Origin of the sequence: Vibrio sp. VPAP30 (assembly GCF_001188205.1) — a bacterium.
GTDB classification, from domain to species: Bacteria; Pseudomonadota; Gammaproteobacteria; order Enterobacterales; family Vibrionaceae; genus Vibrio; species Vibrio bivalvicida.
Genome location: NZ_LBLS01000028.1, coordinates 186,662 through 210,131 on the forward strand (window position 1 = coordinate 186,662; position 23,470 = coordinate 210,131).

Annotated in this window: 21 protein-coding genes; 16 read left to right on the forward strand and 5 right to left on the reverse strand. The window is 43.4% G+C overall.

Translation table 11 applies throughout. From position 1 onward, the window contains the following. Positions 1 to 4: 4 nt before the first annotated feature. From ZX61_RS13160 to ZX61_RS13180, 5 genes are all read left to right on the forward strand, one after another. Positions 5 to 1,036: an imelysin family protein gene (locus ZX61_RS13160; RefSeq protein ID WP_049845088.1), complete on the forward strand. Its 1,032-nt coding sequence runs from the start codon at positions 5 to 7 to the stop codon at positions 1,034 to 1,036. Then, positions 1,026 to 2,102, forward strand: a complete 1,077-nt coding sequence (locus ZX61_RS13165) for a DUF1513 domain-containing protein (RefSeq protein ID WP_049845089.1) — start codon at positions 1,026 to 1,028, stop codon at positions 2,100 to 2,102. Before ZX61_RS13160 ends, ZX61_RS13165 begins: the two co-directional genes overlap by 11 nt. A 108-nt stretch (positions 2,103 to 2,210) precedes the next feature. Next, positions 2,211 to 3,782 (forward strand): L,D-transpeptidase family protein, encoded by a 1,572-nt coding sequence (locus ZX61_RS13170; RefSeq protein ID WP_049845090.1) that lies wholly within the window; start codon positions 2,211 to 2,213, stop codon positions 3,780 to 3,782. A 182-nt stretch (positions 3,783 to 3,964) separates the two neighbouring features. Then, on the forward strand, positions 3,965 to 4,507 hold the full coding sequence (locus ZX61_RS13175) for a DUF882 domain-containing protein (RefSeq protein WP_049845091.1): 543 nt from the start codon (positions 3,965 to 3,967) through the stop codon (positions 4,505 to 4,507). A 79-nt stretch (positions 4,508 to 4,586) separates the two neighbouring features. Then, positions 4,587 to 5,243 carry an MBL fold metallo-hydrolase gene (locus tag ZX61_RS13180; protein WP_049845092.1) on the forward strand — a complete coding sequence of 219 codons (657 nt, stop codon included), beginning with the start codon at positions 4,587 to 4,589 and terminating at the stop codon, positions 5,241 to 5,243. 44 nt (positions 5,244 to 5,287) lie between these two features. On the opposite strand, the gene ZX61_RS13185 is transcribed toward ZX61_RS13180, so the two are convergent. Then, complete coding sequence (locus tag ZX61_RS13185) at positions 5,288 to 5,956, reverse strand: DUF2982 domain-containing protein (RefSeq protein ID WP_049845093.1); 669 nt, start codon at positions 5,954 to 5,956, stop codon at positions 5,288 to 5,290. A 221-nt stretch (positions 5,957 to 6,177) separates the two neighbouring features. Here ZX61_RS13185 and ZX61_RS13190 point away from each other — a divergent pair, with 221 nt between their 5' ends. The 9 genes from ZX61_RS13190 to ZX61_RS13230 all read left to right on the forward strand — a co-directional run bounded on the left by ZX61_RS13190 (position 6,178) and on the right by ZX61_RS13230 (position 15,161). Beyond that, positions 6,178 to 6,552, forward strand: coding sequence for a hypothetical protein (locus ZX61_RS13190; protein WP_049845094.1), 375 nt, complete (start codon positions 6,178 to 6,180; stop codon positions 6,550 to 6,552). A 378-nt stretch (positions 6,553 to 6,930) separates the two neighbouring features. Beyond that, on the forward strand, positions 6,931 to 8,019 hold the full coding sequence (locus tag ZX61_RS13195) for a TRAP transporter substrate-binding protein (RefSeq protein WP_049845095.1): 1,089 nt from the start codon (positions 6,931 to 6,933) through the stop codon (positions 8,017 to 8,019). A 109-nt stretch (positions 8,020 to 8,128) separates the two neighbouring features. Beyond that, a complete protein-coding gene (locus ZX61_RS13200) occupies positions 8,129 to 8,662 on the forward strand; it encodes a TRAP transporter small permease subunit (protein ID WP_049845096.1) in 534 nt (177 codons plus the stop codon). A 12-nt stretch (positions 8,663 to 8,674) separates the two neighbouring features. Further along, on the forward strand, positions 8,675 to 9,958 hold the full coding sequence (locus ZX61_RS13205) for a TRAP transporter large permease (protein ID WP_049845097.1): 1,284 nt from the start codon (positions 8,675 to 8,677) through the stop codon (positions 9,956 to 9,958). Between the two features lie 88 nt (positions 9,959 to 10,046). Further along, a complete protein-coding gene (locus ZX61_RS13210) occupies positions 10,047 to 11,408 on the forward strand; it encodes a cache domain-containing protein (RefSeq protein WP_049845098.1) in 1,362 nt (453 codons plus the stop codon). Continuing rightward, positions 11,401 to 12,039 carry a response regulator gene (locus tag ZX61_RS13215; protein WP_049845099.1) on the forward strand — a complete coding sequence of 213 codons (639 nt, stop codon included), beginning with the start codon at positions 11,401 to 11,403 and terminating at the stop codon, positions 12,037 to 12,039. Before ZX61_RS13210 ends, ZX61_RS13215 begins: the two co-directional genes overlap by 8 nt. A gap of 146 nt (positions 12,040 to 12,185) precedes the next feature. Further along, entirely contained in the window at positions 12,186 to 12,524 is a 339-nt protein-coding gene (locus ZX61_RS13220; RefSeq protein WP_049845127.1) for a DOPA 4,5-dioxygenase family protein, read from the forward strand. Positions 12,525 to 13,018: 494 nt separating this feature from the next. Further along, positions 13,019 to 13,240 carry a hypothetical protein gene (locus ZX61_RS13225; RefSeq protein WP_049845100.1) on the forward strand — a complete coding sequence of 74 codons (222 nt, stop codon included), beginning with the start codon at positions 13,019 to 13,021 and terminating at the stop codon, positions 13,238 to 13,240. A gap of 502 nt (positions 13,241 to 13,742) precedes the next feature. Beyond that, positions 13,743 to 15,161: a basic amino acid/polyamine antiporter gene (locus ZX61_RS13230; protein ID WP_049845101.1), complete on the forward strand. Its 1,419-nt coding sequence runs from the start codon at positions 13,743 to 13,745 to the stop codon at positions 15,159 to 15,161. A gap of 47 nt (positions 15,162 to 15,208) precedes the next feature. Here ZX61_RS13230 and rarD read toward each other — a convergent pair whose 3' ends face one another. After that, positions 15,209 to 16,099 (reverse strand): EamA family transporter RarD, encoded by an 891-nt coding sequence (gene rarD / locus ZX61_RS13235; protein ID WP_049845102.1) that lies wholly within the window; start codon positions 16,097 to 16,099, stop codon positions 15,209 to 15,211. A gap of 537 nt (positions 16,100 to 16,636) precedes the next feature. Between rarD and ZX61_RS13240 the strand changes: the two genes are divergently transcribed. Further along, complete coding sequence (locus tag ZX61_RS13240; RefSeq protein WP_049845103.1) at positions 16,637 to 16,993, forward strand: PilZ domain-containing protein; 357 nt, start codon at positions 16,637 to 16,639, stop codon at positions 16,991 to 16,993. Positions 16,994 to 17,056: 63 nt separating this feature from the next. Here ZX61_RS13240 and ZX61_RS13245 read toward each other — a convergent pair whose 3' ends face one another. Together ZX61_RS13245 and ZX61_RS13250 are read right to left on the reverse strand one after the other, a co-directional pair. Continuing rightward, on the reverse strand, positions 17,057 to 19,390 hold the full coding sequence (locus ZX61_RS13245) for an ATP-binding protein (RefSeq protein ID WP_049845104.1): 2,334 nt from the start codon (positions 19,388 to 19,390) through the stop codon (positions 17,057 to 17,059). Continuing rightward, positions 19,377 to 20,417 carry a cytochrome-c peroxidase gene (locus tag ZX61_RS13250; protein WP_049845105.1) on the reverse strand — a complete coding sequence of 347 codons (1,041 nt, stop codon included), beginning with the start codon at positions 20,415 to 20,417 and terminating at the stop codon, positions 19,377 to 19,379. Before ZX61_RS13250 ends, ZX61_RS13245 begins: the two co-directional genes overlap by 14 nt. Before the next feature lie 211 nt (positions 20,418 to 20,628). Here ZX61_RS13250 and ZX61_RS13255 point away from each other — a divergent pair, with 211 nt between their 5' ends. After that, complete coding sequence (locus tag ZX61_RS13255; protein ID WP_049845106.1) at positions 20,629 to 21,183, forward strand: sugar O-acetyltransferase; 555 nt, start codon at positions 20,629 to 20,631, stop codon at positions 21,181 to 21,183. A gap of 122 nt (positions 21,184 to 21,305) precedes the next feature. Here ZX61_RS13255 and ZX61_RS13260 read toward each other — a convergent pair whose 3' ends face one another. Then, entirely contained in the window at positions 21,306 to 23,204 is a 1,899-nt protein-coding gene (locus tag ZX61_RS13260; RefSeq protein ID WP_049845107.1) for a pyridoxal-dependent decarboxylase, read from the reverse strand. Positions 23,205 to 23,470 lie beyond the last annotated feature (266 nt).

Below are 23,470 nucleotides of genomic sequence, written 5' to 3' on the forward strand. Positions count from 1 at the left end.
AATGATGAAACAGAAACATTATGTGTTAAATGCTGCGATTATTACTGCGCTAAGTGGCTGTCAAGGAACACAGACAGACCAAACATTGCCGCAGAGCACTAACCATCTTAGCCAAGGTGTTTATGAAGTGGAGTTTGCGTCCGCACAAGCTTTCAGACATGAATCCTCGAAGTTATCTGCGTCGACATCGGCTTACTGTGCGTCTTCTACTGATCTGGATAGCGTAGAAGAACAGTGGCACCAAACCATGCTGACTTGGATGGCATTGCAGGGTCAAGAACGTGGGCCAGAATTGGCTTTGGCCCAAAGCTGGAACATACAGTTTTGGCCAGATAAAAAGAACACCACTGGGCGCAAGATGAGCCGTTTGATCAATAGGCCGTTGGCTTGGTCTCAGCAAGATATCGCTCAACAAAGTGTCACGGTTCAAGGTTTGGGCTCTATCGAATGGTTACTTTATGACAAAGCATCCAATTTATCCGGCAGCGCAGTAACTTGTGATACCGCACAAGCGATCAGCAAAAATATTGAAATCAATGCAGATAAAATTGCCCAGGCGTGGGGAACAAACCCGTGGGCTGATCTTGATGAAAAGCAGTGGGAGTCTGAATACATCGCATTGCTTTCCAATCAGCTCGAGTACAGCATGAAAAAAATGAGCCGTCCACTGGCGAATTTTGGTAAACCACGTCCATATTTTTCGGAGTCTTGGCGCTCTGAAACATCAATGCAAAACTTGAAAGCCAATGTTGAAGCAATGAACTTGCTCTATTTAGCTAATGGAGAAGGGTTGGATGCATTATTGCGTGAAAAAGGTAAAGCCAACCTCGCTGACCGTATTTCCAATCAGTTTGCCATGACGATTGAAACATGGCCGACTGACGAAAGTTTGTTTGATATGCTACAAACGAAAAAGGGTTATCAGAAGGCTTACTCACAGTACAACAAGCTAGAGCAGCTTAAATACTTGATCCATGAAGAGGTCGCGATTGAATTGGGTGTGATTATAGGATTTAACGCAACAGATGGTGACTGATAACACGCGACGTTCATTACTTAAAGCCGCATTGTTGGGAGCGGCTTACCCGTTGGCAGGGTGTGTGTCGACGTCGACACAAGACGCTAAGCCAGTATTGATAGGGTGTTCGGTTTCTGGGCGAAATCGGTTTAATGCAGTGGTTGCGAACCAAAACGGCATACCTATAAGGCAAGTCGCACTACCTGAGCGAGGTCATGGTGTTGCCTCTAATTTAGAACTTGAACACGCGGTTGCTTTTGCTCGTCGCCCCGGCAGCTACTTTCAAGTATTCAATTACCAGACGGGTGAAACGATAAAGCTCCGTGTTGCAGACACCAAGCGACATTATTATGGCCATGGGGCGTTTTCTAATGATGGTAAATGGTTGTACGCGACGGAAGGAGAACGTGGTACTAGCCGAGGAATTATTGGTGTCTATGACGTTATCGCAGGCTACGAGAAGGTCGCCGAATTTACAGACTTTGGCCTAGGGCCCCATGAAGTGATTGTGATGCCCGATGATTCTTTAGCCGTTGGTGTCGGTGGTGTTCATACCAACGGCAGAGAACCGCTTAATCTCAATACTATGGTACCAAGCTTGAGCTACCTTGATCCAAATGGCCACCTTATCGAACAGGTCGGGTTGCAGGATCACAAGCTGAGTATTCGTCATTTGGCTCATGATGGGTCTAAAACCGTGCTGTGCGGACAGCAATATCGGGGAGAGCCTGATGAATATCCGTCGCTGCTTGCTATGCATACTTTAGGTGGGGAGTTTGTACCCCTTAAAGCGGAACCAGAACAGTGGGCACGTTTTAATCATTATATTGCGAGCATTGCCGCGACAGAAAACTGGATACTTGCTACCTCTCCAAGGGGTAATTGTTATGGTATTTGGTCTAAACATTCGCAAAAACTCGTTGAGCTGTCACCACTTCCCGACGCTTCTGGTGTCGTGGTGCAAGGAAAGGAGTTTAAGGTCAGTTCAGGTGCAGGAGGCGTGGTGAGTCAACTTGAGCCAGGATATAAGCAAGTTATTCGTTCAGGCATTCAATGGGATAACCATTGGTCTGTAATTAGTTAGTAAATATAGCAAAAATGGAGAGGCTGACAAAAGTTTCAAAAACAAGTCACACTCTTGGTCTGGAACTCTGCCATACTTTATATTCGAAGCATGGTAGGGGGCAGAGCAATGGGAAAGTGGACTTGTTGGTTGTTGGTGCTGTGCCTTACTCCTTCGACGAGCTTTGCAACACAGTATTTTAATCAAATTGGTTGGCTTGAACCAGATAGCCAGCTTCACCGATTGCTTCAATATCCTGCTGTAGTTGAAGGAATCTACCGCAACAATAGCTCCCAGATGATTTGGTTTGACCTTCAGCAAAGCAGTAAACTCGAATTTCAACTCGAGGTTATTCACCACGCAAGTCTTAGCACTTTATTCTCGCGTCAACTGAGCTATTTACAGTTTTATCGCAAAAGCAATCGCTGGTTTGAATACGATGTGTTGGCGACAGATACACTGCTTCTTTATCTTAGTTACGCCGAGAGTGCTAAAACTAAGGGGAGTGAATGGTTTTTTGGTAGAAAGGTAGCGTATCCCTTACCTTTGCCCCCAAACAGTTCACTTATCGCCACCCACAGAGCCATTGCCCAACAGTCATTAGGTGATTTAATTGATCGCTATACTCCTGACTCGGCAGGCTATCAATATCTGATTGATACGTACCTACACCTAATCAAGTTTCAAAAGCTCAATATGCCGCTTTACGAGCAGGTTGGTATTAAAACCATTGGCGACAAGCTAAATAACAGAGATGTTTTGTTACAACGACTTGAAGTTGTCGACGTCAATATTCTCGACGTAAGAAAAGATGTGACTTGGTTTGATAGCACGCTAGAAACCGCCATAAAACAGTTCCAGCGGCTACATGGATTGGCAGAAGATGGCGTTATTGGCCCGGCGACGATAGCGTGGTTAAATTTGTCGATTGAGAAGCGTCTCTCTATATTGGCGATTAACGCCGAACGTATCCGTTATTGGCCAGTGCAACGTGAAACAATTATTGTTGTGAACGTGCCAAGCTTTGAAATGAAGTATTGGTCGGCCGGAGAGCAAGTTTTTGCATCCAAGGTGGTCGTTGGTCGTAAGGGAAGACCCACTCCGGTTATGAACACCAACTTAGATTCGCTTATTCTAAACCCAACTTGGAATGTCCCGTGGAAAATTATGGTTGAGGACATTATCCCCAAGGTGAAAGAAGATATTGACTACTTAACTAGGCAAAACATTAAGATTGTTCCTAAGTGGGGCTCTGAAGACATTGTGAACCCAGAAGAAATCGACTGGGAAAACCTAAGGCCAAGTTCATTTCCTTATCGGATGACTCAGTTATCAGGTAATGCTAATGCGTTAGGTTTATATAAATTCAATACACCTAATCGCAGAGCCATATACCTTCACGATACCCCAAGTAAGGGGTTGTTCGATGAAACGCAACGAGCATTTAGTTCAGGATGTATTCGAGTTGAGAACGCTGATCTTTTTGCTGTAACACTGCTAGAAACTCAAGGTTTGGAGCTTGAAGAAGATGCAAACAGTGAGGAGAGCGAACCAGTTCCCCCGGTTCCTAACCAAGCGATTCCTTTAAAAAGTCACATACCAGTCCATATTATTTATCAAACGGCATGGTATGAGGAAGGGAATGTCCACTACAGGGAAGATATTTACCGTTTAGACAGATTTCGTTACACAAAGGGCTAAAGTTGACGGTATCTTTACCTTTGCAACTTAAAATTATTTTTACCAATAGGTTCAATAGTTAAGCAAAAAAATGCTCACTTAGTGTGACTTTGAGCATGTTTTATGCATTTGCACTTCACAAGAGAGTTCGGTAGTGTCGCCGTTTGACACGTTTGGGCAACGATTTGTGAAGGAATTTTAAAGTGGCATTATCCCGACGAGATTTTATTAAACTAGCCGGAAGTGGTTTGGTCGTAGCGAGCTGTGCTCCAGGCGTGGCATGGGCATCCTACCCAGATAAGACTCGCTCGCTAGCACTAACCAATTTACACACCCGTGAAGCGCTTGAAACGTGTTATTTCGATGGCAGCAATTATGTTGATAGAGAGTTGGGTCGGTTAAACCACCTATGCCGTGACTTTAGGCGCAATGAAATTCATGCCATGGATAAACGCCTATTTGATCATATCAGCCAAATACAGCAAGAACTGGGCGTCGAAGCAGAAGTACAAATCATTTCGGGTTATCGATCACCCGTTACAAATGAAGCGCTGCGTGGTAAGTCGAGTGGTGTCGCTAAGAAGAGCTACCATATGTTAGGCCAAGCGATTGACTTTCGTCTTGATGGAGTGAACCTAAAGCAAGTTCGAGATGTGGCGCGAGATTTGCGGTTTGGTGGCGTAGGCTATTACCCCAAGAGCAATTTTGTTCACATCGATACAGGCCCCGTTCGCTACTGGGCGTAATCTTGCCTAGCTTAGAGTTGTCAAAGGGGCATTCAAGTGTCATAGTTCTGCCAGTTTAGATATATATCAAGGTTAAGCTATGTCTCTTAAGTACCAAGTCGTTCCCGTCACTTCTTTTTCACAGAATTGTTCCATCGTTTGGTGTGATGAAACAATGGAAGGTATTGTCGTCGATCCTGGCGGTGATGTTAAACAGCTAGCAATGTTGATAAAAGAGCTTGGTGTAGAGGTGGTAAATCTTGTGTTGACTCATGGTCACCTTGATCACGTTGGGGGGACGGAACCTTTGTCTCGCGAACTCGGTGGTGTTGACATCGTTGGCCCTCATAAAGACGATAATTTTTGGTTGCAAGGCCTTGAAGGTCAAAGCAAGATGTTTGGTTTCCCGCTAACCGAAGCGTTTGAACCAAGCCAGTGGCTGAGTGAGGGGGATAAAATTACTTTTGGTAATCAAGTTATGGACGTTATCCATACGCCGGGGCACACTCCAGGTCACGTTGTCTTATTCAGTGAAGAATCCAAACTTGCCTTTGTGGGGGACGTACTGTTTAACGGCTCGGTAGGCCGCACCGATTTTCCCAAAGGAGACTTTGATACCCTGATTGCTTCAATCAAGGGTAAGTTGTGGCCACTGGGGAATGATGTTCGCTTTGTACCTGGCCACGGCCCTGAATCTACATTTGGACGCGAGCGAGCATCAAATCCTTTTGTCGCTGATGAAATGCCTTTGTATTAACAAAGATGAGCAAATTTTTACTAAGGTCGCAGATGCGGCCTTTTTTATGTGTTTGGCTCAGCGGCGGCTAAGTATCGACGTAACAGTCCAATAAACTCCTCTGGTGATCGGTCTAAATCATTGGTGGAAATAAAAATGTCGTAATCATAATACTCTCGCTGATACCTCATTCTGTTCGCCAACATGGCCAATAAACCTTTAAACTCTCTGCCATCTGAATTCAGGTAAGCATGTGAGTCGAGTACGATGTCTTCAAAATCTTGCCCTTGTTGATGTTGTTTTGCACCTAGGTATAGAAGAGCTCGCTGGCTGAGTAATATCTCCGTAGCGACACGTGGGCAGATACTGGTCAAATAAGGCGAGTAGTGCTTTAGTTTAATCCCGATCCAAGGTAAAGACTGATGCCACCCCTCTTGCTCATAGGTACAAATGCCAATCTTTTGCACGTTTGTCCACTTTATAACCCATCCGCCTTTGAATAGGTGTTGCTGGAAATGAGTCGCTGTCAGAGTGAATCTGACGGTACTTTTTAAAACTAGCACATATCCAAAACCTATCAGTGCAGCAACCGTTACAGCGGTAAGCAGCGCCTGTTGCCACCCCGGTGCGTAGAGCAGTAGAAAAAGACATCCTAGGGTGAAGATGCCAGTTAGCCACTTCACTGTGATAGAAGAAAAAACAAAGGGTTGATTGGTTAGGTGTACGGTTTGCATACAGGCATTTCTCTCAACAACAAATACATCTGTTTATATAATCAGTAGTTGAAGATTCGATCACTAGAGTTATTGATTAAATTGTAGTCGCATGTCGCTGTATCGCGTATTTTTGTGGCATAAAGCCGCTCATACTCTGTAAAAGCGCACAATTTTTTGGTATAAATCGCGCTTCAAATTTTCACCACTGCTCCGTATGCAGTGAAATGGAGAAATACTCGATGAGACTTGCTCATAAGCGTAAAGTGCAGCTTAAACTGCAAAAACGCATTAAAGCGACAGTTGCAAACGTTGAAGCAACACAGAAAGCTAAGCCTGCAGTTGAGAAGAAAGTCGCTGTAAAACCAGCAGCGGAGAAAGTTGTAGCAGCAGCTAAAACTACTGATGTTGCGCTTACTCCAAAGCAGCAACAAGTTCTAGATATCGTTGTAAGCAACGCTGAAGGTATCAACCCTAAAGGGATCGGCCTAGCGGCTGGTCAAGAAGATGCTAAAGCCGCATCTTGGGCGACAGGCGCTCTTAAAAAACTTCTAGAAGAGAATCTAGTGGTTAAAGAGCAGCTAGCTGGCAACAAAGTTATCTACAAAGCCGTATAATTGCCATGCGCCTAATCTAACTCGGGTTAGATAAACAATGCTTTAGAGCCTCGACTAAGTCGGGGCTTTTTCATTTTTTTAAATTATGTTTAATACTCTTATCACATTTTCAATCAATTCTTTATTGGATAAGTTACTAGGTATATTTTACTTGGGATGTTTTTCTTTCTAGTTTTAACTTGTTGATTTATATGTGGTGTGAAAATATTGTTTCTCATTTCCTACGTATATCTACGTAGTTCTTTAGTCTAGGCCTCTCTGTTTTTGTTAAAACCAGTCCGTGTTCACGCCTATTTCTTCTTGGTTATTGATGAACCAATCTGTATGAGAAATAGAACATGCCCTAACAGGTATGACCCGTAAACAAAGGACGTGAACATGAGTCTTATCAAACAATCTCTAAAAAGAGTGCTAAAAGGAACCGCGATTGCGGCAGCATTGGCTGTGGCAGCAACTTCCGCTAATGCGGCAGAAAAAGTGTATCGCTTAAAGCTAGCTGAAACCTGGGGGCCAAATTTCCCGGTCTTTGGTGATGCAACTAAGAATATGGCCGAAATGGCCGAGAAGATGTCTAATGGCCGTCTGCAAATCCGAATCGACTCTGCGAACAAGCATAAAGCGCCGCTAGGCATTTTCGATATGGTCAAGTCGGGTCAGTACGACTTAGGTCACTCAGGCTCTTACTACTGGAAAGGTAAAGTACCAAACACGCTGTACTTTACTTCAATGCCGTTTGGTATGACACCAGCCGAGCAATATGCATGGTTCTATCACGGTGGCGGTATGGAACTGATGGAGCAGGTTTACTCTCCGCATAATCTGTTGTCATTCCCAGGGGGCAACACAGATATCCAGATGGGTGGTTGGTTCCAAAAAGAGATTAACTCAGTAGAAGATCTGCAAGGTTTGAAAATGCGCATTCCTGGCTTTGCGGGTGAAATTCTTGCAGAACTTGGGGCAAAGCCGACCAACATTGCTCCGGGTGAACTATATACCTCTCTAGAACGCCGCACTATCGATGCGCTTGAATGGGTAGGCCCTTCACTCGACTTACGGATGGGTTTCCACAAAATTGCCCCATACTACTATACAGGTTGGCATGAACCGGGCTCGGAGTTGCAGTTCTTGGTAAATAAGCGTACTTACGAGCGTCTACCAGAAGATCTTCGTGAAATTCTACGTGTAGCGATGCGCACTGCTGCTTATGACATGTACACTCAAGCGACCCACGAAAGTGGTAAGAACTGGGTTTCAATCAAGTCTGAATATCCTGACGTTCAAGTTAAAGACTTCCCGCCAGCCGTGATGAGTGCACTTCGTGAAGCGAATGGTCGCCTATTGGCTAAACATGCGGAGAAAGACGAGCTAGCGAAGCAAATTCAACAATCTCAAGCTGATTACCTTAAGCAAGTGCGTTCGTGGACCGACATTTCTCACCGCGCGTACTTAAACAGCCAAGCACAATAACAATAAATAGTCAGGTGACGTTGTCACCTAACTAAAGCCCAAGAAAACTTATCAATAATAGCGCCACAAAATGATAGTGGCGCATATTCTAAATTCCATGGAGTAGGGAATGAGAAGCCTAATCTATATCGAGCGAATATTTAATCGTTTTGGTGACTTCCTAGGGTGGTTATCAAGCATTTTATTTATTTTGCTACTTGCGAATGTCGTTTACGACGTTGTAATGCGTTACGTATTTAACGACGTTTCCATAGCGCTTCAAGAAATGGAGTGGCATCTGTTCTCAGCAGTCTTCCTACTTGGTGTTCCTTATGCAATTAAAGCTGGTGGTCATGTCCGGGTTGATCTCTTCTATGAGTGTTTATCGAACAAGGCTCAAGCCATTATCGATTTGCTTGGAACTCTTATCTTCCTTTTCCCGTTTTGCTTATTGGTGGCTTACTACGGTATTGATTTTGCCAAAGAGAGCTATGCCTTAGGTGAGACGTCAGGTGACCCAGGTGGTTTACCTTATCGCTGGATAATTAAAGCGATGATCCCGTTGTCGTTTTTCTTTATGGCGATCAGTGGTGTTGGTTTATTGCTGCATTCACTAAACAAGATCGTCAATCCACACCTTATCTATTCACAAGATCGCAAATAAAAGGGGGCTACAGTGGTCGGTATCGTAATGTTTTTTGTCGCTTTGTTTGCACTGCTACTTGGCTTTCCGGTTGCGTTTACCTTTGGTGGTATTGCATTAATCTTTGGGGTTTGGGCTGAAGGTATGGATATGTTTGCTTTCATGCCTTACCGAATCCAGTCCATTATGGAAAACACTGTACTTATGGCGGTACCGCTGTTTGTATTTATGGGCTTGGTTCTGCAAAAGACTCGTTTGGCTGAGCAACTGCTAGAGTCTATGGGTAAGTTGTTTGGTGGCGTAAGAGGTGGATTAGCCATTTCAACTGTTTTAGTGGGCGCACTGCTTGCGGCTTCCACTGGTGTTGTTGGTGCTTCTGTTGTGGCAATGGGATTAATCTCTTTGCCTGTTATGCTTAAGTACAACTACGACAAAGGGTTAGCCTGTGGCACTATCTGTGCTTCTGGCACGCTTGGACAGATTATCCCGCCTTCAATCGTACTGATCTTACTTGGCGATGTCCTTGGTGTCCCTGTTGGTGACTTGTTTCAAGCGGCGGTTTGGCCGGGCCTCGTGTTAGTTGGCGCCTATGTTGTTTATATTCTAGTTTACGCCAAGCTGAATCCTGACGCTGCGCAACCAATGCCAAGCGATGATAACTTGAGCCGTAAGCAAGAAATTATCGCAGCTCTCAAAGCTGTTGTGCCACCGCTAGCCTTAATTATTGTTGTACTCGGCTCAATATTCGCAGGAGTAGCAACGCCGACTGAGTCAGCGGCTCTAGGGGGAGCAGGAGCAATTGTATTGGCGATATTGTACCGTCAGTTTAGTTGGTCGATGGTGTATGACGCGTCAAAAGAGACAGTTAAAGTGACTGCAATGGTGTTTGCTATCTTACTTGGTGCAACGGCGTTCTCTATGGCCTTCACCTATACAGGTGGTGATTACTTAGTAGAAGAGTGGATGTTACAAATCCCGGGTGAGAAATGGGGTTTCCTTATTATTACTATGCTAGTGATACTAATTCTTGGCTTCTTTATCGATTTCGTAGAGATTTGTTTCATTATTGTACCGATCATTGCACCTGTCGCTGAAATTATGGGTATCAATATGACCTGGTTTGCCATTTTGATTGCGATGAATCTACAAACGTCTTTTTTAACTCCACCGTTTGGTTTTAGTCTCTTCTACCTGAAAGGTGTGGCACCGAAAGGGGTGACGACAAGGGATATCTATCGAGGTGTGATGCCGTTTATTGCGATTCAGATTCTCGTACTCGCATCATTGCTCGTGTTCCCTGAATTCTACGGAATGTGATCCTTTAGTTACGTAATATTAACAACTCCTGTTAAAGTGGGGCTGCTTGCCAAATTGGTAAGCAGCCTCTGTTGTCATTGGGGGAAGGATGCCTCTACAAGCAAAATTGATTTTACTTAGCCTGTTACCTTTGTTGCTCGTCACCGCACTTACGAGTTGGATTTCGATCCATCAAGCAAAAACTCTAGGTGAAAAAGAGATTCAGATCTTTGAAGATGGTTTGATCCGATCAAAGGAGACCGCGCTCAAAGATCACGTTGCTCTGGCATTTGATGCGATCTCACACATTTATAATGATGAAAGTCTGTCGGAAGACATAGCAAAGCAACAGGTTAAATCCGTGTTGTCGAAACTTCGTTATGGCAAAGACAAAGACGGCTATTTTTTTGCTTACGACGAGCAAGGAACCAACCTTGTTCACCCAATCATGCCCAATCTCATAGGCCAAAATCTTATTGACCTTCAAGATGAGAATGGTGATTTGCTGATAGAGACCCTGATAGAACAAGCACAAAATGGTGGTGGGTTTCATCGTTATCTGTGGCAGAAACCTTCTACCGGAGAAAACGTTACCAAACTGAGTTACGCGGCGTGGTTAGACAAATGGAATTGGATGGTTGGTACTGGGCTTTATATAGAAGATATCACTAATGAAGTCGCTAATCTAAAATCAGAGGTGAGTAAAAACATCGAAACTACTTTCTTCTCTGTTATCGTCATAGTAATAGTGACGGTAGGGGTGATTGTGGTTATTACCCTTGCTGTGAACTTGCATGAGCACCGGTTAGCCGACAAAAGCTTAAAAGAACTGGCTCATAAAACGGTGATGTTTCAGGAAGATGAAAAAAAACACCTCGCTCGTGAGCTTCATGACGGAATTAACCAATTACTGGTGTCGAGTAAATGCCATTTGGAACTACTATCGAGTAAGATAACCGAAGCTCCGTTGCAACAGCACCTGGTCAAGTCTCAACAATCACTAATGACGGCGATCAACGAGGTAAGGCATATTTCTCATAACCTACGCCCGAGTGCACTAGATGATATCGGTTTAGAGGCGGCAATGAATACACTACTGCAAGACTTTAAATCGCACTCTGGTGTCGACGTTGAAGCTTCTTTGACCACTCAGCCTGGAAAACTAAAATCAGAAGTCGCGACGACTTTGTATCGTGTTGCTCAAGAGTCACTGACTAACATCGAAAAACACGCCCACGCTAATACGGTTAGCGTGATATTACATCAGATGGGTAATATGCTTCAGCTTATTATTCGCGATGATGGTGTGGGCTTTGATGTCAACGCCTCGCTAAGAAAAAGCGGCATTGGCTTACGTAATATGCGCGAGCGGGTTGAGTTTATTGGTGGCGATTTTGAAATAGAAAGTGAGCCGGGTTTTGGCACCGAGATAACCGTACTACTGGAATTGGATGGATTGGTATATGGATGAACCGATTAAAGTGGTGATTGTTGATGATCACCAAGTGGTCTTGGATGGATTTATCGCACGACTTCAAACTGAGCCTGAGATAGAAGTGATAGGTTCAGCCAGCAATGGTTTAGAGGCCATTGATGTCGTGAAGTCACTAAATCCGGATGTGGTTCTGATGGATGTCAGTATGCCGATGATGAATGGCATTGATGCGACGCGAGTGATTAAAGAGTCGATGCCTGATGTCAAAGTCTTAATGCTCACCATGCATGACAATCGCGAGTACATCATGAAGGTGATGCAGGTAGGGGCGGTAGGCTACATGCTTAAAGAGATATGTGCGCGGCGTATGGTCCAAGCGATCAAAACCGTCTACCAAGGGTCAACTTACTTTTGTGAATCAGTCACGCAAACGCTTTTTTCGCAAGAAGTTGTTCCTATTGCACAAAAGCCTAATCCGCTTAGTCGCCGTGAAGAGGCAATACTTAAGCTCGTTGCAGAGGGGAACAGTAGCAAGAAGATTGCTTCACTACTAAATATAAGCTACCGAACGGTTGAGACACACCGCCAAAACATTAAGCATAAACTCGATCTTCACAGCACGGCTGAGCTGGCTAAATACGCTGTCGAAAAGGGGATAGTTGCGTAATACCAACCAGAATAAATACCTGCGCAGTTATCTGATCACCTATTTACCCCGTTGGTACAAGTTTTGTAATTATTGTAAGTAAGCGCGAGTGTTGGCTACGGCAGTGTTAAGCTAGTATTATGATTCACTCAAAAAGTTTATTGCTTGTGTCCTATCCAAAAAATATTCATCAAAAATACCATGCTCACATCTATTTTGACCAACAGAGTTGCGAGTTGGCTAGACAAATTCGCGAGCAAGCCATGAACAGGTTTGAATTACCAGTTGGTAGGTTTAATGAGAAGTTAGTTGGCCCTCATACAATGTGGAGCTTTTCCATTACCTTTACGTCAAGTGAATTTGAGTCCGTGGTTTCATGGCTAGATAATGTGCGAAATGGATTGTCTATATTAGTTCATGCACTTACTGGTGATGATATAAAAGATCACTCTGAATATGCGTACTGGCTCGGTAAGCCTGTTGAACTCGACTTGTCTGGTCTATAACGTCAATATTGGCCGAGCGCCGAATCGCAAGCCGTCATGACGAACGGTATGGCGCTCTTACTAACAGCAGAGTCAGACCATATACGCCCTCTCGGTTTGCAAGATGTTTCTCACCTTCGATAATCCCTATTTGAAAGCCATTTTCTATAAACGAATCCAAACACACCCGCAGCAAAAGTGCCGTGCATTGCTCTACCTTCTACGACGAATGCTCTCAAAAATCTTGCCAGTTACATTGATGTGATTACAATTCTATCGAGTGGTGCATGTGGTGAGAATTGGAGGTAAGCAATCGCTGTGATAGCGCCTATCCATCAATAGTTTTTATCGATTAAAAATATAGGATTTAACGTTTGTATCTATCCTTAAGCTAAGGATAAACTTTTCTACATCAAGAGATTAAAGCTACTTCATGTTTTTATATCCAGTATTTATTGATCTTAAAAATGAACCGACTATACTGGTTATAGATACAGGTAAATGGGAGGTCTATTATGTTGTTGGAAACCATCAAACGCGTTAATCGCCTACGTCAACAATCGATGTCAGATCCTGAGTTTATTCAATCAGCAAAGGCTCATGAAAAGGCGTTAGAAGATCAAAGCTACCACTACTGTGCTAAAACCAAGCGTGCAAAGCAGAGAAAAGACCGCAGTTTAGCCGACATTTATCAACAAGCTGAGTTTAGCCACGAGCCTGACAAAGCTAAGCATTAAAACATGGATTTGTAGAAGCAGCTTTCGGGCTGCTTTTTTTGTAGCCTGTGAACAGTTATGGCTATCATAAAAAAATGGTCGCCTTTCAGCGACCTTACAAACAGGAAGTAATGGATATCATTGAGAGGCAATGTGCGTTGTTGTCACTTTACCTGTTATTAGCTTAGTCTGAATTCTATTGGTTGCTTGGGTTTGTGCATAATTGGCGTAAATGAATGGATAATTAGTCGTTATTGTTGTTAATCGTTAGTTCTATTATATGTTTTATAATGGTTTTCGGTTGGTGTTATATGCTGCTTTTTTGCTTTGAATGTGGTTTATAATGCTAATTTATTTTCTTGTTTTATTGTAAAGACATTATAATGAGCGCTCTGATTTGATCGGTGACAATGAAATCTATGATTTGCTAATCATATGTGCGACTTAGCTCACAGCAGCTCTGCCTATCACATGCATTTCAGCGTAGTATTGCACCTCCTGAACGGTTACACCGGAAACAATAATGGATAATAAACTCGGCTTGAGTTCGCTAACAGCGATCGTCATAGGTTCGATGATCGGCGCGGGTGTTTTTAGCCTGCCTCAAAATATGGCTTCTGTTGCTAGCCCCGCAGCAGTATTAATCGGCTGGACGATCACCGGCATTGGTATGATCTTCCTTGCTCTCTCATTTCAAAAGCTCGCCTCACATCGACCAAATGTTGATGGCGGTGTCTTTGGTTACGCCAAAGCAGGTTTTGGTGATTTTGTTGGTTTTTGCTCTGCTTGGGGGTATTGGTTAAGTGCCATGCTTGCGAACGTATCCTATTTGGTGATCGTTTTTAGCACACTTGGAATGCTGTTTGATACACCAGACAACATCATCTTTGGCCAGGGCAATACGTTAATATCAATCATCGGCGCATCTTGTTTGTTGTGGATGGTGCATGCATTGGTGTTACGTGGTGTTCAAACAGCGGCGCTGATTAACATGGTTACTACCTACGCCAAGTTAGTTCCGCTGTTAATTTTTATTGTTTGCGCTGCATTTGCGTTTCAGTGGAACACATTTACCATAGACTTTACCGGGCTCCACTTTGGAGAAGGGCATGATCTCATGTCTCAGGTAAAGAGTACTATGCTGGTTACAGTATGGGTATTCATAGGGATTGAAGGGGCGGTCGTTGTCTCTGGTCGAGCTAGAAATCGTAAAGATATTGGCCGAGCTACTATATTAGGCCTCCTAACGGCATTATCGATTTATGTCTTTGTAACTTTACTTTCTATGGGGGTCGTGAAACCCGTTGAACTGGCCGGCTACCACAACCCTTCTATGGCTAAAGTGCTCACAGAAATATTAGGCCCGTGGGGACAATACATCATTAGTATTGGCTTACTGATTTCAGTATGTGGAGCGTTCCTGAGTTGGACGGTATTGGCATCAGAAGCGCCATACCTATGCGCAAAAGAGAAAATGTTTCCTAAGCGTTATGCAGAACTAAACAAAGCGGGTAGTCCAGTTAAGCCTCTGACATTAACCAATGTCTGGATTCAGATCTCGCTTGTATTTGTGATGTTTGCAGGCAGTACATACGATACTTTGCTCATCATTGCATCAGAAATGATCTTAGTGCCGTATTTCCTTGTCGGTGCTTTCGTACTCAAAATTGCGATTGAAGAAAAGAACAAGGGGAGCCTGTTGCTGATCGGCGTGGGCGCGACACTCTACGGAATTTGGTTGCTTTATGCGTCGGGCTTAAACTACTTACTGCTATCGGCTATTTTGTATGTGCCAGGGCTGTATTTTTATATTCAGGCTAAGAAAGAGCAGGGTATCAATCCATTTGAAGGTCGAGAGAAGCTCGGTGCTGGCATGCTAGGCGCAGTTGCAATGCTAGCTGTTGGTATGATTTGGCAAGGTAGCTTAAGCTTGGCTTTCTAATCCGGTTATTTGAGAAAATCCCCTACCAAGTTTGGCAGGGGATTTTTCTATCTGTACTTCGCCGTGTATCGAAAACGTAAGCTGTCGAAAATGGTAAAGATTAGACCTGCCCAGATAAAACTAAAGCTAATTAGTTTCACTTCATCAAAGGCTTCACCGAATAAGTAAATTGCGAGAAAAAACTGAATAGTTGGCTCGATGTATTGCATTAATCCGATAGTCGACATGGTAGTTAACCGAATCGCAATCGAGTAAAACACCAAAGGGAGCAACGTGGCGGGAGCTGCACCTAGATATAGAGCTAGAGTGGATGCTCCATGATGAAGAGACTCAGTACCTATCGTGACTTCTTTATAACCCATATAGAATAGGGCGATAGGTAACAGCACCAAGGCTTCGACATACAGTCCAGTGCTCCAGCTATAATTGATTTTCTTCTTACACCAACCGTAAAAGGTAAAGAAAATCGCCATCGTTAGGGCTATGTACGGGATCTCACCATAATGGATGATTTGATAGGTGAGGCCAATACAGGCAAGCACAAGGGCTACTTTCTTGCCTATGGACAGTGACTCTTTCAAGAAGAACACGCCTAATGCCATCATGGTAATAGGGCTAATAAAAAAGCCCAAACTGGCGTCTATCACTCTGTCGTTAGTGAGGGCCCAAGTAAATGCACACCATGAAATAGACATCATCACTGTTGCTGCAGTTGTGTAGGCAAGGGAGCGCTTATCCGTCCAGATTGCACGTAGATCTGGCAAACGCTTAGTGACTACTAAAACGATGAGCGCACCAAGTGGTACCGAAGCAATCAAGCGCATTGCGAGTAGCTCATCGGTCGCGGCATTGGGTAAAAACTGATAGTAAAGTGGCAATAGACCCCAAAGTAAGAACGAAAAAGCGGCCATTCCATTGCCTAGACGCTGCTCTGGCATAATATTCTCGAGAAGGATAATAATTGTGCGAAATCTAAGCTTAAAAAGCCTAAAAGTAAAGTAAAGATTTTTTGCTCAGTGATTTGTTTTAAATACTTATATAACAATGGCTTGCATTGATTTTTTGTATATATAAAACCTAAGCTGAGAAGCAATAATACACCCACAGTAAATGTCAAAGTAGACAGGGCAGTCGTTAGGGCCATGATGTTGGCTGCCACATAGATCGAACCCAACGCCACACCTTGTTCACCATATGCATTAGCGACATACGCAATAAAGCTACTGGCGGCTCGAAAATCGTGGATTGTTGTTAATTGCGCGTCCTATTACCCGTCTCTGTTCATTTCTTAAGGACCAACATACATCACACATTTACCAACTGCGTTTCGCGCAAACCTTCAAAAAACCAATTCATTGCCGATATAGTAGAGTGGATGTTGAATAGCTAATGCTTGTCTACAGCTTTTTTACTTCGAAAAGGTTATACTTTAAGGTTAGAGTAAGCTATGAATAGCGCGGAGCAGGATCAGGACCATGAGTAGCTTTATACAGAAAAGACAGTTTTACCGCTTAAGATACCCGAAACGGGCGCGGCCTTTTGTTAGGCTCGGAGAAGACTTATTTCAAGTGACCGAAGTCTCTGAGGGCGGTATTCGAATGGTAGTGAGCAACGCTAACAATATGTATAGAGGTCTTGAGATCAAAGGTATGCTGAATCTAAATGATCAAAGCCGTGTCGAGATTGAAGGGGCAGTGCTTCGTTTTGATCGTGACGAAGTAGTCGTTCAACTTCGCAAAGGCCCAACTTTTAAAATCATGGTTGATGAACAAAGAAAGATCCGTAATAAGTACCCCGTGTTCTTTGCTCGGTTAAGAGAAGTGGCGGCCTGACATTTTTGTGAAAATATCTAACATATAAATGGAGCTTTTAGGCTCCATTTTCTATTTCGGTGGCTAGAAATGTTCTGCGCGTTTTCCCTGGTGGCTTAGTTCTAGCGTAAGCCGCTGAGCTTGGTGGTGATTCACAAGCATACGATTTACAAGTTGTTGTAGGTGCTCAACGTTGGGCAGTTGTTTGTGCTCGCTACTCTTTCTTGCTTCTGTTGCTAAAGCGAGTATCCCCTCTAGTTTTTGCTCAGAGGCTGTGTTTTCTACTTGCTGTAATATCTGTGTCATTAATTCAAAGTCTGAGGCAGAGTAGGCTTCGATGAGCTGGTCTGTTAAATAGTTTAACTTTGCTTTCAGCCCAATTAATAATTCAAGTTTAGATACACGGCATAATGTTGGGTCGTTGAACACTGCACTTACTGAAAGATCTTCCTCTGTCATTGCAAGTTGGCTTGCTGGGTGGCGGATTAAAGGGATAATTTTCGGGATTTCGCCGTCATTATGTAAGCGAGCGATGATCTCGCCAGAGAACTGTTTAAGAGCTAGGTCCAAGCTAGGTTTTTGCAGTGGTTTAGTAAGAACAAAATTTGCTCCTGCACCAATTAGCGAGTCGTGTGCTTCTTTAAAAACATCTGCAGTATAAGCAAATACTACCGTATCGAGTTTTAACACATTTCGAATACGTTTGATGGTTTCAACCCCACTTAGCTTAGGCATATGATTGTCTGTAACAATCAGATCGAATTGATCTCTCTTAAGTATTTCGAGCGCTTGCAAACCATCTTTAGCCCATATGATATCGCTAGCATATTCTCTAAGAAAGCGTTTTGCGACGACGGCATTTACGCGATTATCCTCAATCAGCAAAATTCTTAGTTGGTTGATCGATGTGATGGTGTCTGATGATACAAGTTGTATGTTGTTTGTATCAACTTGAGTACGTCGTACTTCTAAAGGAAGATATATGTCAAATTTAGCACCTTTACCAAGCTGGCTTTCTACCGAAATTGCTCCATCCATCAAGTCGACGAGTTTTTTTACGATCGAGAGGCCAAGTCCAGTCCCGCCAAACTTGCGTGTCGTAGAAAGTTCTGCTTGTTCAAAAGGAGTGAAGATATGTTCGAGTTTTGTCTCATCAATGCCGATTCCACTGTCTTTTACCGAGAAGTGAACGCCATGTGAGTCACCTCCGTCCAACTCGATCGTTACGTCAACCTTGCCTTGATTGGTAAACTTAATTGCGTTGCCAACAATATTAAACAGCAGTTGCCTAGTACGAGCCAAATCACCGACGAGCTTAATGTTATCAGCCTGGTAACTTGGAATGATTAGTTCAATACCTTTATTTAGAGCTAAAGGGGCTAGAGTATTCTCTAATGGTTGTATTAGCTCCTGTAAAGAGTACGGATGTTTTTCTAACACCAGCCTTCCTTGTTCAACTTTCGAAAAGTCGAGAATGTCGTTAAGTAGTGTTAGAAGGTGACTACCTGATTCGACGATCATATCGGCTTGTTCTCGGGTTTTACTGTCTTGAGTATCTTCGCGAATCATCTGCGCGACACCCAAAACGCCTCCCAGAGGAGTTCTAAGTTCATGACTCATAGTTGCTAAGAACATCGACTTTGCTTGATTGGCCTTTTCGGTCTTGTTGATGGCCTCTTGATATGCCAAGTTGTTTCTTTTGAGCTCTTTTAGACGATTAAGGTAGGTATAAACAACAAAAGCAGATACGACCAATCCGAGTGCAATAACTAGCTGAAGCATTCGAGTTTGTATGTCAGTAGCCTGTCGTCTGAGTAACTTCTTTGTGTGTTCGACAAACTCTGAATTGCTCGGTGAGAGCAGTGCAGTAAACCAGTCAAGCAGTTGCAAATCCACTTCTTTAAACGTAACGATTGTGGATCGAAGCTCGGGAGACGTTGCAGAGGATAAGTGAATAATTCTAGATAAAGCTTCTCGTTCTAACGATGCACTGCCAGTGGAAACGCCGATTTGCTCCAATAAAGAAGTGAGCAAAGCATCTTTAACGATGATTAAGCCAACGGCTTTATCCATAGTTGCAGTTAGACTGAGCAAGGATTGATGGAAATGATTCAACGCATTGCTTGTTTGATGTGTGTAAAGGCCGAGTCTTGATACTTGTTGATAACTTGATAAAACAGCCTTGCTTTCAATTTCAAGATCTACCATCACAGAGTTTAAATAGTAAGGATCTAATCGAGATGACAGAGCGTGGGTAGTCATCACATCTCGAACTTCAATCACCTCATGCCCCAAAGCACTAATCCTTGCTTGATATGAGTTTAATTGCTTTTGCTCTAGGTAGAGAAGATATACAAAGACACTAATGAACAACGACAAAACTGAGGCAATTGAAAATAGCACTTTAGTAAGATTCATTTTCAAACTCCTTCAAAATAGCAGGTCTTTCTGCACTTAGAGAATTTAAAAAGGCACTGATCGCGTTTAACTCTTCTGCATCTAGAGTAAGCCCGAGCTGGCTTTTGGCCATTATTTGTATCGCATCTTCTAGGTTGTTCGTTTGCCCATCATGAAAATAAGGGGCTGTGTTAGCGACATTTCTTAAACTCGCCACCCTAAAAATGTACATATCCTCTGGTTTATTGCTGCGCATGTGACGGCCTGTATCGGTCGAGCGTTCTTCTCCTTGGAATCTAAGCCCATATAAACCAAACTTCATCACCATCCCACCACCAATGTTGGTACCTCGATGACAACGTACACAGCCGTGTTTTTGAAAGAGCTCCCAACCATCAATTTGTTGTGCACTTAGGGCGATATCTTCACCTTGTAAGTATCTGTCGAACGGTGCGTTAGGGGTGACAAGTGCACTCATAAACTCGACCAACATTGATTTAATGGTTTGTTCATTGGCTTCCAATTTCTGTTCTGTGAATAGCTGCACGTATTTAGGGGAGTTAGCGACATACTCGGTAATAGATGGCCAGTCGGAATTCATTTCGAGATTGCTATGGACAGGTTCGTCAATTTGGTCATTAAAAGAGTTTGCTCGGCCATCCCAGAAAAATCGGTAGTTAAGTGAGGTGTTAAAAACGGTGATTGAGTTTCTCGTCCCTTTACCTTCGACACCAGTTGAAACTGCAGTCGGTTCAGCTCCGTTACTTGCCAAGTGATGGCAGGACTCACAGCTTACTCGTCCGTTTGAAGAAAGTTGGGGGTCTTTAAATAATAACCAGCCGATTTTGGCGTACTTTTTATTAACGTTTACGGCCTCGGGAATAGGAGTAATTAGGTCGGTGTTTGTAGGTTGAGCATGTGCCTTACTCTGATGATGGCCGTGCGTATGCTGATGACCGACCACGTCGTCATGGCTGAGTACAAATATCAATAGTAAGCTAACTGCCACTGCGAGCATAATTGCAAAAGACCTATAGGCTATTGTCATATATGTCGATCCGTATCCTTTTTCTCAAAGGTATGAATTAGTATCCTTATATAAATATAGTTTCATAGTTAAAAAAGTGTAGACAGATTGAGAAGTACCTACATTGTTAAGCCAAAGTTGAAAATGGGAAACGACTCTCCCCATCTTTTACTCTGTTTTAATTGTATGAAACCTATATCCTGAGCGTGGTTACGTTTACTAGGTATTCTCTATGTCTGAATTAGAAAAAATGATGTCGGGTCAGATATTTGACGGCGCCGACCAAGAAATAGACACGTTACGAAATCAAGCTCTACATACTTTAAAAAGGTTCAACCAATCAATAGAGCCAATAGAAAGGCAGAAACTTCAGCAATCTTTATTGGGAGCGATCGGTAAGAGTGTTGTGCAGTCTCCCTTTCATTGCGAATTTGGCAAAACGATTGAGATCGGTGACAACACTTTTGTCAACATGAACGTTGTGATGCTAGATGGAGCGAAAATTACCATTGGTGATAATGTGCTAATAGGCCCAAGCACACAGTTTTATACCGCTTCACACTCTTTGGATTACATAAAGCGCAGAAAATGGGAAACATATTGCCTTCCAATTACCGTTGAAGAAGATGCTTGGATTGGTGGTAATTGTGTTATCAATCAAGGTGTGACGATAGGGGCTCGTTCGGTGATTGCCGCCAATTCAGTCGTTAATCATGATGTACCACCAGATTGCTTATATGGTGGAACGCCAGCTAGATTAATACGACGTTTAGATCAGGTAGATTAAGGCATTCTGTTCGACTCTTAGTTTAGCAATCTCACTCGAATTGTTGTGTTGCTTCGCATGTTGAAACTTAGCCCACTTAAAGTGGGCTAAGTTGTTTCTAATATTCCAAAGTTTCAAGTTCTCTAACGAAAGGACCGCCCCTTAAGTGGTAGCTGTATTTGTCTTACAGCGTTTTTCACTCGTGGTTTATGAACAGTAGTGTGTTTGATCTTCTTGAACAGGCGAGCATCAAATGCCCCATCTTGTTTCAAGTCTTCACATAGACTATCGATGAGTTGTTTATCCACATCCCACATAGTAAATAAGTGGACGTAGTGACGAACTTGATCAACCTCTTTTCCATCATCGCAGACTGTTACGGTGGTACTTTCTTTGGCCAATGAGTAGCGGAAAATGATTTCTTCATTTGGTTGGCAAAAGATTAGCGAGAGTGAAAGAGGTGTTCGCTGTAACCATAGGCCTTCAGGTAAAGGTGAGCCTTTCTTAGCCCAGTAATCGGCAACATCTTTGAGTTCTTTGTGAGCATACTGAGCCATTTCTTGGGCCTTCATGGTTAACCGTATCTGCTCTTTGTAGCTGTTCCGTGCGAAATACTCCCATAAAACTATGGGCGATAGGCCATTTCGCGATCCTGCAAATGTGGTGTCCGGCGAACCAATGTATTCAGGGTTATCTGGAGGAGAGACCATATACTGCTGTTTGGTCATATAGATACCTGTTGGCCAAGGCGCACCAGGGAATTTGTGTCCGCTGGTCACTATTGAGTGCACCATTGGGTTTTTGAAGTCGAAGTCTGGTCCACTATAGCCGTTGTGTTCACTAAAAAATGACTGATACTCATCGCAATCTTTCGCCATTTTTATAAATGGCACGTAGCTTCCTCCAAGGGCGCCATCAATATGAAGCCAGTAGCCATTACGTGTTTCACATCCACAACTCGGGTCATCTGGATCAATGGGAACCTGTCTTTCCCATAGCCCATTTTCCTCTAATATCGGTTTTAATCTCTGGGTGATCAGTGAAACGTTGTCGTACGCGCCTTTAAATGTCGTTCCACAGTTGAGCACGAGTAGAATAGGGTAGCCTTTTTCGGCGAAAAATGTGACATACTTGATAAGCTTGTCTACGTCAATGGCTCCTGAGCCCGCAGGTAGCTCTGGTGTTGGCCCTTCGGATTCAACCTCCGCAGGCCATTCTTGACCAGGATTCACAGGGTTGCAACCTGGGAACAGCCGATTACCTAGCTCACCAAAAGTTTCGATTTTCTCTACAGCCATAGCTTTTACGATGGAGTAATGAGTGTCTTCGGAAAAAAACGCCACGGGAGTATAGGCATTCGGGGTTTGCTTAGGGGGAGTGGGGTGGTGCGCATACACTTGGCAGTTTGAAATAGTATCACCATCATCGGTTTCTGCGCGAATTTCCTCTTCGAGCAGCATGACACCACTGAGGTAATCGCGCGCATTCAACATACCGTACAAGTTACCTTCTGTGCTTCCCATTGTTAGCACATACCCCCAATAGCTTTCACCAACACCTTTCTGGAAGTCTCCATTTTCGTCAATGTAAGGCCCTTGAGAAGGCCATTGCGCATTCCATAGCGAAGCATAGTAATCCAGTACAGAGCGCTCTACACATTTCGAGTTGATCGTATAGTTACCGTTGACAAAGGGATCTCCAACGTTGTTCAAACTGACATTGAGAAAAGGCGCCAACCGATTTTTATAACTTATGTTCTCTTCGGTCTGATAGCCAAGAAAGCGCTCTTTTTGGGAGTCTACGTATGCTTGAATTTGTTCGTAAACACTGTTTTGTTCACCGCAGTTTTGACCTGTGGGAGGCAGTTCAACGTCGAACCCATTAATAGCCTGCTCAGTGTAATGGAAATCATAGTTTCGCTCTGCGTATACCTCGATTGGGTCAGCAGATGGAGGCGTTATTTTGCCTATTGCGAACTCAGGAACTTGTTCGATCCAAGGCGTTCGCTTTGGACCGTAGTTGATTTTATTGCTGTTACTCATAATTTTTGCTCCAAGATTTAAATACTTAGTATCAGGAACAAGTAGCGAGAGTGTTTTTCGCTACCTAGCCAACACGAAAACTCGTGTATAGCTGACTATAGTCACTGAGCAGAGCCTCAATATGAACAGTTCGAAAAGTCGCTATGAGTTCTCATATATTCATGCGGGGAATGAGTTAAATGTAAATAAGAATGATTATTTATAAAAGTGTGAGGTGAAATATTGATTGTTGGTGGAATTGCAACTAGATGTACTATTGATAACCT